This is a genomic window from Undibacterium hunanense (assembly GCF_014284335.1).
GTDB classification, from domain to species: domain Bacteria; phylum Pseudomonadota; class Gammaproteobacteria; order Burkholderiales; family Burkholderiaceae_D; genus Undibacterium; species Undibacterium hunanense.
The window spans coordinates 64,621-75,861 of sequence record NZ_JACOGF010000020.1; the positions used below are offsets into that span (position 1 = coordinate 64,621).

7 protein-coding genes are annotated in these 11,241 nt (G+C 53.4%); 4 read left to right on the plus strand and 3 right to left on the minus strand.

All coding sequences use genetic code 11. The features are described from left to right. Window positions 1-73: 73 nt before the first annotated feature. Both H8L32_RS25660 and H8L32_RS25665 read left to right on the plus strand, forming a co-directional pair. The gene (locus H8L32_RS25660; protein ID WP_186950707.1) at window positions 74-3,568 is read left to right on the plus strand and encodes an EAL domain-containing protein; all 3,495 of its coding nucleotides are present in this window, start codon (window positions 74-76) and stop codon (window positions 3,566-3,568) included. A gap of 109 nt (window positions 3,569-3,677) precedes the next feature. Further along, window positions 3,678-5,477, plus strand: coding sequence for a redoxin domain-containing protein (locus H8L32_RS25665; RefSeq protein ID WP_186950708.1), 1,800 nt, complete (start codon window positions 3,678-3,680; stop codon window positions 5,475-5,477). A 20-nt stretch (window positions 5,478-5,497) separates the two neighbouring features. Here the strand turns inward: H8L32_RS25665 and H8L32_RS25670 are convergent, their stop codons facing one another. Further along, the gene (locus H8L32_RS25670) at window positions 5,498-6,292 is read right to left on the minus strand and encodes a M50 family metallopeptidase (protein ID WP_186950709.1); all 795 of its coding nucleotides are present in this window, start codon (window positions 6,290-6,292) and stop codon (window positions 5,498-5,500) included. A gap of 390 nt (window positions 6,293-6,682) precedes the next feature. On the opposite strand from H8L32_RS25670, the gene H8L32_RS25675 reads away from it, so the two are divergent. Both H8L32_RS25675 and H8L32_RS25680 read left to right on the plus strand, forming a co-directional pair. Beyond that, window positions 6,683-7,627 carry an IS110 family RNA-guided transposase gene (locus H8L32_RS25675; protein WP_222619495.1) on the plus strand — a complete coding sequence of 315 codons (945 nt, stop codon included), beginning with the start codon at window positions 6,683-6,685 and terminating at the stop codon, window positions 7,625-7,627. 218 nt (window positions 7,628-7,845) lie between these two features. Further along, window positions 7,846-8,349 carry a GNAT family N-acetyltransferase gene (locus H8L32_RS25680; RefSeq protein ID WP_186950710.1) on the plus strand — a complete coding sequence of 168 codons (504 nt, stop codon included), beginning with the start codon at window positions 7,846-7,848 and terminating at the stop codon, window positions 8,347-8,349. Window positions 8,350-8,383: 34 nt separating this feature from the next. Here H8L32_RS25680 and H8L32_RS25685 read toward each other — a convergent pair whose 3' ends face one another. Next, window positions 8,384-9,670, minus strand: a complete 1,287-nt coding sequence (locus H8L32_RS25685; RefSeq protein WP_186950718.1) for a PQQ-dependent sugar dehydrogenase — start codon at window positions 9,668-9,670, stop codon at window positions 8,384-8,386. 214 nt (window positions 9,671-9,884) lie between these two features. After that, window positions 9,885-10,967: a calcium:proton antiporter gene (locus tag H8L32_RS25690; RefSeq protein WP_186950711.1), complete on the minus strand. Its 1,083-nt coding sequence runs from the start codon at window positions 10,965-10,967 to the stop codon at window positions 9,885-9,887. Window positions 10,968-11,241: the final 274 nt, after the last annotated feature.

Below are 11,241 nucleotides of genomic sequence, written 5' to 3' on the forward strand. Positions count from 1 at the left end.
CACGCGCATCAAGCGCTCAACGCCCAACCATCTGAACACAAGGCTTTCCCATCAGGATTACGGAAAAAGCATAATGACAGAACGCCGTGAAGAGACTGTAAGCAATTTACCGCCTGTGCCGGCAAGGTCTATCCGCAGCTATTTGCTGATGCTGGTATTGGCTGTCTCTGTGCCGCTGGTGGCGGCGGTCGGCTTTGGCATCTATCACGATTTCCAGCAATCCACCGCCAATACCAAGACAGCCCTCAAGACCATGACCAGCGTCATGCTCAAAAACACCAAGGGCAAGCTGGAACAGGCGCACCAGGTCATGGCGGGTATCGCCAGCCTGCCACCTGTACGCAAATTGGCCCTGGCAGACTGTCCGACGAAGCTAGGTGACCTGGCCAGGCTCAACCCTGCCTTTGCCCGCGTTGCCCTGGCCGATTTGCAGGGCAATATTCTTTGTGCGATACCAGAAAAAAACATGACCCAGGATGCCGTCACGCCTGAACTGGTCAGGGCAGAATATATACAGGGTGCCATCCGCAACAAGGGCTTGAGCATTTCTTCGCCGCGCCGCAGCCATGGCAACGGAACCGGCCCCTGGTCCACCACCCTGAGCCTGCCGATATGGGATGAACAACAACATATCGTCGGCGTTGTCCTGATGTCTCTGGATGTCGGTTTTTACGATCCCACTATACCGGCCGAGTTCCTGCCAGAATCCAGCCGCTACGGCTTCTTTCGTGACGATGGCATCATGGTCTGGCGCAATCTGGACCCGGACAAGGTCGTCGGCACCCGCCCCAATGCAGAAGCAGCAAGACGTATCGTAGCAATGAAAAGCGGTGAATTTGAAAGCCGGGCCGTAGATGGCGTGGTGCGCTTCTTTTCGGTGGCCCCACTGCCCGAATATGGCATGGTGGCCTTTGTCGGCGTGCCAGCAAACACCATCTTTGCCGAATCCAGGGCCAGGGCCATCCAGTCCATCCTGCTGGTGTTATTGATGATCGCCTTGCTGTTGCTGGTTGCTTTCGGCTTTGCCCGACGTATTACCAAGCCAATGACAGCACTGGCCGATGTGGCGCGTGCTGTCAACAAGGGGGATCTGGGTGCCAGGGCACAGATTAATGGCCCCAGTGAACTGCTGGCCGTAGCGCATGAATTCAATCGCATGCTGATCGCACAACAGCATAGCGATGAACAGTTTCGCGCCTTTCTGGGTAATAGTGCCCTCGTCGCCTGGGTCAAGGATTTCAACGGGCGCTACCAGTTTGTCAGTGACAATTTCCTGCGTCGTTTCAATACATCGATGCAAGAAGTCATCGGCAAGACTGACCATGAACTCTGGCCAGCCAGTGTCGCTGACGGTTATCATGATAGTGACCTGGCCCTGCTTGAAAACCGGCAACAAAACGAAGCCGTATGGCCATCCACCAATAGCGATGGCACCATCAGTTGGTGGATGGTGAATAAATTTGTGTTCACCGGTTTTGACGGCACCCCTCAGCTGGGTGGGCTGGCGGTGGATATTACCGAACGAAAGCGCATGACAGACCTGGATGAACTGATCCTGCAAACCGCAATGGATGCCTTCTGGCTCATCAACAAGGAAGGTAATCTGCAGGCCGTCAACGAAACTGCCTGTAGCATGATGGGCTATACCCGCGAAGAAATGCTCGCCCTCAATATTACCGATATTGATGTGCTGGACGGTATGCGTGGCATGACCGTGTATGAACGCATCGACATCTTGCGCAAGGAAGGTAGCCAGCAGTTTGAAGCCAGGCACAGACGCAAGGATGGCCGCATCATCGACGTGGAAATATCGGTACGCTATCTGCCAGGCCAGGAGTTGTTTCCCGCCTTTGTACGCGACATCACCACCCGCAAACAGGCCGAACAAAGCCTGCATCTGGCCGCCACCGTATTTGAATCGCATGAAGGCATGTTCGTCACCAATGCCCACCGGGTCATACAGCAGGTCAACCGCGCCTTTACCGAAATCACCGGCTATACAAGGGAAGATGCCATCGGCCAGACCCAGGATTTATTAAAATCCGGCCAGCATGATGATGCATTCTTTGTCGACCTGAGCCAGCGTCTGGACAGCGAAGGTACCTGGCAGGGTGAAATCTGGAACCGCAACAAAAATGGCCATGTCAGCCCACAGTGGCTGACCATTACTGCCGTCTATGGCAGCAACCATGAATTGCTGCATTATGTTGGCACCCTGACCGACATCACCACCCGCAAGGCCGCAGAAGATGAAATCAAAAACCTCGCCTTTTACGACCCGCTGACCCACTTGCCCAACCGCCGCTTGCTGACTGACCGGCTGCAACAGGCCCTGGCATCTTGCGCACGCAGTGGCCGCAAAGGTGCGCTGATGTATATCGACCTCGACAATTTCAAGACCCTGAACGATACCCAGGGTCACCACAAGGGCGACCTGCTCTTGCAACAAGTGTCAGAACGCCTGATCCATTGCGTGCGTGAAGATGACACCGTGGCACGTATCGGTGGCGATGAATTTGTACTCTTGCTGGAAAACCTGAGCGAGGCTCCTAACGAAGCCGCCACCCAGATCGAAATGGTCGGCAAAAAAATTCTCGATGCCCTGAACCAGGCTTATGACCTGTCCGGTTATGAATGCCACAGCACCCCCAGCATAGGCGTCACCCTGATCACCGATCATGACACCGGTTTCGATGAATTGATGAAACAGGCCGACCTGGCCATGTATGCCGCCAAGACCGCCGGTCGCAATACCCTGCGCTTTTTTGACCCGGCCATGCAGGCCGTTGTCACCTCACGCGCCATCATGGAAAAAGAATTGCGCGAGAGCTTGCGCAATGAACAATTGCAGTTGTACTACCAGGCACAGGTCAACCATGATGGTGAACTGATCGGTGTCGAAGCCCTGGCACGCTGGCAGCATCCACAACGCGGCATGATCCCGCCCGCAGAATTCATTCCCCTTGCAGAATCTACCGGCCTGATACTGCCGCTCGGTTACTGGGTCTTGCAAACGGCCTGCAAGCAACTGGTGAGCTGGGCGCGACAAGAGCAGCGTGCCCACCTGACGATCGCCGTCAATGTCAGCGCCCGCCAGTTCCGCCAGACAGATGTGGTCGAGCAGGTGTTGGCCATCATCCACCAGACCGGTGCCAATCCGCATCTGTTGAAACTAGAGCTGACCGAAAGCCTGCTGGTGGACGATGTTGAAGACATCATCCGGAAAATGGAATTGCTCAAAGCCGCAGGCCTGTGTTTCTCGCTCGATGATTTCGGTACCGGTTATTCATCGCTGACCTATCTGAAACGCCTGCCGCTGGATCAATTGAAGATCGATCAATCCTTTGTGCGTGACGTACTCAGCGACCCCAACGATGCCGCCATCGCCCGCACCATCGTCGCCCTTAGCCAAAGCATGGGCTTGTCCGTCATCGCCGAAGGTGTTGAAAGCGCCGAACAACGCGACTACCTCGCCAGCCAGGGCTGCTATGCCTACCAGGGCTATTACTTTGGCCGCCCCATGCCCATCGCCGATTTTGAAGCAGCGCACCTACCGCAGTTTGCCTGAGACATCCTGGCGCGGCCCATAAAAATCAACTACATGACAAACGTATTAATCTAAAGTAAATTACCATCTCCTGACGCCTCCCCTTACTGACATGAAAGTGCGCCACAAGATGAAGCCTGGATTCACGTTGCTGTTATCTGCCCTGTTTTGCCAGTTACTGGCCCATACCGATGTTGGTGTAGCTGCGGTCAACAGTGAGGTGAGCCCTGCGCCTGCTGCCTGGTATAGTTTTGGATACCGCGTGGGTGAACGTCTTGCCGATGTCCAGTTCAAGGATGTTAATGGGCGTGAGGGGGTGCTGTCGCAACTGGCTGGCAAACGTGGTGCCATCATCGTCATGCGTGATGCGGAATGTCCGGTATCGCAACGCTATGCACCGCGCCTGGCTGAATTTGAAAAAGAATACACGTCGCAAGGTTTTAATTTTGTGTATGTTGATGTCAGCCCGTATTCTGGTAAAAACGCAAGCGCAGAAGCAAAACAAAGCGCGGCCGGCAGCAAGCTGCAAGGGCGCGTGGTACTTGACAGCAGTCACGCCATCAGCAATGCCTTGCGGGCAGCATCCACCTCGGAAGTATTCCTGGTCGACCAGCAAGGCACCCTGCTATATCGTGGTGCCATCGACGACCAGTACGGCATTGGCGTGCACAAAGACACGCCCGGGCAAACCTGGTTGCGCAAAGCCATCGCCGAATACCAGTCAGGTAAAGATATCGTCACCACACAAAGTGAAGCCAGCGGTTGCCTGCTGCCTGACAATGCCGGTGAAGCAGTACAGAACCGGCCAGTTACCTATCACAACCGCATCAGCCGTCTGATCACACAAAAATGCGAAATGTGCCACCGTGATGGCGGTGTGGCCCCCATGCCCCTGCAAACCTATGCACAGGTTACAGCCCGCAAAACCATCATCGAGTACATGACCAGCAAGCGCCTCATGCCACCCTGGGGTGCTGACCCCAGTGTCGGTCACTGGGCCAATGACAGAAGCCTGTCAGAACAGGAACTGGCCGACCTGTCCAGCTGGTTGAAGACCGGTAGTCCGGCAGGCAATGCCAAAGAAGCCCCTGCCCCCCGCAGCTATGTGGCAGGCTGGGACATGCTCAAGCCCGACGCCGTACTGCAAATTGCAGAGCCACATCAAGTACCGGCCCAGGGCGTGATCGAGTATCAGTACAGCTACCTGAAAACCAATTTTGACAGCGACAAATGGGTCACCGCGATGGAAATACGCCCGTCGGCCCCTAAAGTGGTACACCATATTTTAGTGTTCCTGGAAGAACCAGGCGCCAAGCGCCGTTCCGGCGGTATCGATGGTTTTTTTGCCGCGCTGGTGCCGGGTACACCGCTGACGACCTTCCCCGAAGGTGCCGCCAAGAAAATCCCCAAAGGTGCCTGGCTGAAATTCCAGATCCATTACCAGCCCAACGGTACGGCACAAACCGATCAGGCAAAAATCGCCTTCCAGTTTGCTGGCGATGTGAGCAATACCGAAGGCAAATTAAAAGAAGTCAAAAGTGAATCCGCCTTCAATGCCAAGTTTGAAATACCGCCCGGTGCTGCCAATTACCCAATCGAATCCATCTACCTGTTCCGCAAGCCCGGCAAACTGACGGCCCTGATGCCACATGCGCATCTGCGCGGCAAAGCCTGGAAGATAGAACTGGTGGACCAGGCTGGCAAGCGCAGCCTGTTACTGAATATTCCCAAATACGATTTCAACTGGCAAACGGCCTATCAGTTGAAAGAAGCCATCAATGTCCAGCCGGGCATGCGCATCGCTGCCACCGCCTGGTATGACAATTCCAGCGACAACCCATCCAACCCCAATCCTAAAGCAGCCGTGCATTTTGGTGAACAGACCTTTGAAGAAATGATGATCGCTTATTTTGACTGGATACCAGATTAAGGCGAATCAAAACTGGCGTGTTATTGCGGCTGCGGCAAAGCCAAAGCCCGCATGACACCCAGGCCCAGCAAGGCAAAATTAAGCAACCCTATCAACAGCGCAAAAAATACAAAAGCCAGCCAGGGCAAAGCCTGCACACTAAAGGGCAGGAACAGTGATGCAAATACCCGCACATCAGAATACATGCCATTGCGCAGGGCTTCATATTGAAAGATGTAACTGGTGTCGCTAAAGGCGGAATAACACATGACAATGCCCAGCACCTGCAAGGCCAGCCTTTGCCAGGCATCTGTAGCGCGCAATAAAAGCAGGCAGGCCATCATCAGCAATACTGGCAATGCCACTGCCAGCAGATGTGTCACCTTCCATTGCGCCAGCAAGGGGTAATCGGCACTGCTCATCCATACCGGCTTGATCATGTAATAGCCACCACAGGCAAAAAACAGCAGCAAGATCAGGTAAGGAATCCACAATTTCGTGGCACGGGTTGATACCATCAGCAAAGCGCTGCCACACAGCGCCGGCCCCAGCAAACCACCCAGTAAGACCAGGCTTTGCCAACCACCGGCAGTAATGGCCGCACCACCATCTGCATCCAGCTGAAACCAGTAAAACGATCCCCCGGTCAGCAGGCTGGCCAGCCCATGCCCCATCTCGTGCACAAACACCCCCACATACCGCAGCGGCGCTGTCAGCAGATACACGAGATATGCCAGATTGGGAAACAATAATGGCAAGGCCACCCACAACAAGAAAAACCCGGCCATCAAAGACAGCAACATCCGCCTGTGGCCCAGGCCACGATTGCTGGTCATAGTGCTTGAATAGACGGATCGATCATTGACAGGCATGGGTATTCCTGAGAGTAGCAATTTCTGGCATAGTGTAAACCAGCTATGATATACGGGGTGGTAATTGGTGCGCGCAGCGCACCCTTGTATCATAAAGCTTCATTCAATAGATTAGAATTGAATGATTACAAAGCAAGTATTTGCTGAGTAAAAGTTATTTGGACTAGGTACGGGATGCCGTGCGCACCCTGGGGCTTTTAGCCCGAAACGTAGATATGCACCCGTATCTTATTTCCTGTTAAATCTGAACAGTATCCTAGGCCAGTGTCACTTGATGACACCTGAGCCTGTATCCACAAGGTTAGAATAGACAGGTTTCCAGATCGCATTCATCTTCTATTTTTTATTTCTATGATGAACATCGGTATTGATATCGCAAAACTCAAATTTGATGTAGCTGTGCTTGATAATAATAAATATAAGCATAAGACGTTTAACAATTCCGCTTCCGGCTTCGCCGATATGCTGGCTTGGTGTCAGTCTTTGTCGTCACAAGACGGACATTTTTGTATGGAAGCAACCGGCGTGTACTATGAAGCTTTGGCCAATTATTTGTTTGATGCCAAGTGCAAAGTCTCTGTTGTCAATCCAGCGCAAATTGCCGCATTTGCACAGAGCACGCTGAGTCGTGTAAAAACCGATAAAGCCGATGCCAAGCTAATCGCGCGGTTTTGCCATGTGATGAATCCTCCTTTGTTTGCGCCACTCCCAGCCAATATTCGCCAATTGCAAGCGCTGGTGCGTCGACTGGAGTCTCTCAAGGATTTACAGCAGCAAGAACGTAATCGACTGGACGTCTCACTGCCAGTTGTGGCTCCTTCCATCAATGCTGTCTTACTGACATTGGCAGAAGAGATTAAGGCCATTGAACAAACAATTAAAGCGCATATCGATAATGATCCCGATTTACGGGAACAGCGCAATTTGCTCAATTCGATTCCTGGTCTGGGCAAAGTCTCCAGTGCTTTATTACTGGCCGAGCTGCCTTTCTCTCGTCATGCATGTGCCAAGTCTGTCATTTCATTTGCCGGCTTGAATCCACGACCGTACGAGTCAGGATCATCCGTCAGAGGCAAGGGGAGAATTTCAAAAACAGGTTCCGCACGCTTACGGGCTGGCTTATATATGCCTGCTATGGTCGCTATGCGTTTTAACCCTGTCATCCGCAATTTCTATCAACGACTGCTCCAGGCAGGGAAACCTAAGATGCTCGCTATTACTGCCTGCATGCGGAAATTACTCTCTTTGGCATTCACTATCCTTAAGTCTAAAACTCCATTTAATCCAGAATTCGCTTGATATGTAAGACAGTATCTACTCGGGGCCCCAATATTGGACGCCCGGCGCCACATTCACGATCATTTTGTAGGGTGCGCCGCGCGCACCAAATGCTTGGGCAGGGGAAATTTCCTGCTGATGAAAAGGAACCTGGCGCACACGGTACTTCAACCATTTTGAACAATGACGCAGGCGAATGATGCGCTGCGCTTGGTAACTCAAACACTATAGAGGTCAATTTGCAAATCGCGTTTATCCAGGAAGAACAATACGAATCGGCTGTCGATCTGTTGTACGATATGAGCGTTCACTACAATGGTGAAGACGCCGTGTCCAGACAAGTCATCAGACAGCATTTCATGACAAACCTGACGGGACCTGATTCATCCATACGCATCGTCGTCGCCACGTGCGATGATGGCGTGGTGGTCGGGCTGATCGCAATCACGATATTTCATTCGCTGGTCAACGCGACGGCAGGTGAGACGGGACAGCTTTTTGTGAAAGAACTGTATGTACTGCGTGCAGAACGTCGCAGCGGCGTTGGTGAGGCATTGATGAAATGGGTGGCGCGTTATGCACTGAGCAAAAATTGCGTGCGGGTTGACTGGCATGTCAGGGCTGACAATGAAGCCGGACTGCGTTTCTACCAAAGCCTGGGTGGCATACTTGTCGATGACAGATTATGCTACCGCCTGTCAGGTACTGCCCTCACCCACGCGGCAAAAACCGACGGCGAATGAGGCATCAGTCTGCTTAAAAACTGCGCATCATATTTTACTTCGCCGTCACCCGCCAGATGATATTGCCTACATCATCTGCCACCAGCAAGGCGCCCTTGCTGTCAACAGCAACCCCAACCGGGCGTCCCTTCGCCTTGCCGTCTGCGGTTAAAAATCCGGTGAGTATGTCTTGCGGTGCATCGGCTGGCTTGCCGTCGGCAAAGGGTACAAAAATCACCTTGTAGCCACTATGAGGCTTGCGGTTCCATGAGCCATGCTGGCCAACAAAGGCACCACCGGCGTAACTGGCAGGCAGCATTTTGGCGTCATAAAACGTTAGCCCCAGTGAAGCAGTATGTGAACCCAGTGCATAGTCCGGCGCCAGCGCTGTTGCCACCAGATCAGGTCGTTGCGGCTTTACCCGCACATCCACATGCTGGCCAAAATAGCTGTAGGGCCAGCCATAAAACCCACCATCGCGTACCGATGTCATATAGTCTGGCACCAGATCGTTACCCAATTCATCTCTTTCATTCACGGCAGCCCACAACTGCCCGCTCTGCGGTTGCCAGGCCAGTCCGTTGGCATTGCGCAAGCCGCTGGCAAACAGGCGCATACGGCCTGTTGCGATGTCAATTTCATGAATGGCGGCACGGTCTTTTTCATTTTCCATACCGTTTTCTGCCACATTACTGTTGGATCCCACCGACACATACAGGCGTAAGCCATCGCGGCTGGCTACCAGGTCCTTGGTCCAGTGATGGTTGATTTTTCCGGCAGGCAAATCCACAAATTTCACGCCCGGCTCCACGATACTGGTTTGCCCGCTCTTATAGGGGTAACGCATGATAGCGTCGGTATTGGCGACGTATAAATAATCCCCGACCAGAGCCATACCAAACGGTGAATGCAGTCCTTGCAAAAACACGGTGCGGGTAGTGGCCACGCCATGTTCATCCAGGCCACGTAACAAGGTAATGCGGTCGGGGCTGGGCACGCTGGCACCGGCAGAGCCTTTGACTTTCTTTTCCACCCAGTTGCGTACTGCTTTTACGCCACTGCTGGTATCGTGTACTGCTGGTGCATTGCTTTCAGCCACCAAAACATCACCGTTGGGCAAGACATGCAACATGCGCGGATGATCCAGCCCTGCTGCAAATGCCGTCACGGCCAGACCGTTGGCAGCCTGCGGTTTTTCACCCTTTGTCCAGCCTATGGCGGGGGCGATGTTAATCGTCGGCAAAATAGATTTTTCGGGTTCAGGCAAATTGGGTTGTGTGCCAAAGCCACGGGCTTCTGGCGCGCTGCTTTGTGCACTGCATGTCTGCACCGTCAACAGCATTGCAGGCACCACCAACAGGCATAATCTGGCGGCAATACGGCGCGGGGTATCTTTCAGATTCACCATCAAGGTGGTGGACGCGGCAGGTGTCATGATTGCTCCAGGCTGTAACAGGAAAGTGGTTCCCTATTACATCCCCCTGCGCGCACCCAGTCTGTTCGTCAGCGTACAATAAACCTGTAATAAACCATCATTCCCGGAATTTTTTATCTTTTTACGGCACCACGGTGGTAAACAAATACACCGCAAAGATCACGCAATGGATGGTGCCCTGCATGACAGTGGTACGGCCAGTACCCAGTGACAGCGAGGTAATAATCAGTGACAGCAACAGCAGCACGCTGGATTTGGCATCGATGCCCAGCGTCAGCGACCAGCCGGTAGCCAGCGAAATCACTGCTACCACAGGAATAGTCAGGCCTATGCTGGCAAGTGCAGAACCCAGGGCCAGGTTGATACTGGTCTGCAGGCGATTGGCGCGGGCAGCCCGGAAGGCAGCTACACCTTCCGGCAACAACACCACAATCGCAATGATGATACCGACCAGGGCATTCGGCGCGCCTGCGGCCAGCACGGCATTTTCCAGCGTTGGTGCCAGTGACTTGGCCAGCAGGACGACAGCCCCCAGACACAGCATCAGCAACCCGGCACTCATCCAGCTCATTTTATTGGATGGCAAGGGTGCGTGCGCATCTTCATCAGCGGTGGCAACCGAGGGTAAAAAATAATCGCGATGGCGCACGGTTTGTACCAGTACAAAGGTACCGTACAGTACCAGTGAAACAATGGCGATAAAGGTCAATTGGCTGGGGCTGTAATACGGGCCTGTTACGGTAGACGTAAAATTGGGCAAGACCAGGGTAAGCACTGCCAGTGCTGCCAGCGTAGCCAGTGAGGTGCTGGCCCCGCGCAGGCTGAAACTTTGTTCCTTGTGCAGGCTGGCACCAGCCAGCAGGCAGATACCGATAATACCATTGAGAATGATCATGATGGCGGCAAACACCGTATCCCGCGCCAGGCCGGACGTGGCTTCCCCACCAGCCAGCATCAGGGACACAATCAGGGCGACTTCGATCAGCGTCACCGCCAGGGCCAGCAGCAGGGTACCAAATGGCTCACCGATGCGATGTGCCACAACTTCGGCGTGATACACCGCCGTCAGCACACCACCAAACAGGGCAGCCGTCAGCACGATGGCATACCAGGTGCCGGATATCAACAGGGAACCCGCCAGGATAATCCAGGCGGCGAAGGGGGTGATAACAGACCATGATGGTAAACGTGCGGGAATTTTCATAGTAATCCAGAGTGCTGTCGTGTGGTCCGCAGACAGGGCGGATCACACAAACAATGTGAGCCAGATGAAAGAATAGCCGAAAATCGCCTACTACATCAGATGATTCACAACCAGCCACGCATCAGAAGTCGACAAGCAAATGTTCCCTAGGGTAATGAAATGGACGCCTCCCTCCCAAACGGCATCGTGATGTGCCAAAGTAGAGTTTCGACAAACTACTTAACAGAAGGGAAGCGTCATGGAAAAGATTACCGTAATTGGATTGGATTTGGCA

Bases quoted from the DNA above. Each gene is read 5' to 3' on its own strand.
- H8L32_RS25660 (WP_186950707.1), top strand. From the start codon at position 74: ATGACAGAACGCCGTGAAGAGACTGTAAGCAATTTACCGCCTGTGCCG.
- H8L32_RS25665 (WP_186950708.1), top strand. From the start codon at position 3,678: ATGAAGCCTGGATTCACGTTGCTGTTATCTGCCCTGTTTTGCCAGTTA.
- H8L32_RS25670 (WP_186950709.1), bottom strand. From the start codon at position 6,292: ATGACCAGCAATCGTGGCCTGGGCCACAGGCGGATGTTGCTGTCTTTG.
- H8L32_RS25675 (WP_222619495.1), top strand. From the start codon at position 6,683: ATGAACATCGGTATTGATATCGCAAAACTCAAATTTGATGTAGCTGTG.
- H8L32_RS25685 (WP_186950718.1), bottom strand. From the start codon at position 9,670: ATGCTGTTGACGGTGCAGACATGCAGTGCACAAAGCAGCGCGCCAGAA.
- H8L32_RS25690 (WP_186950711.1), bottom strand. From the start codon at position 10,967: ATGAAAATTCCCGCACGTTTACCATCATGGTCTGTTATCACCCCCTTC.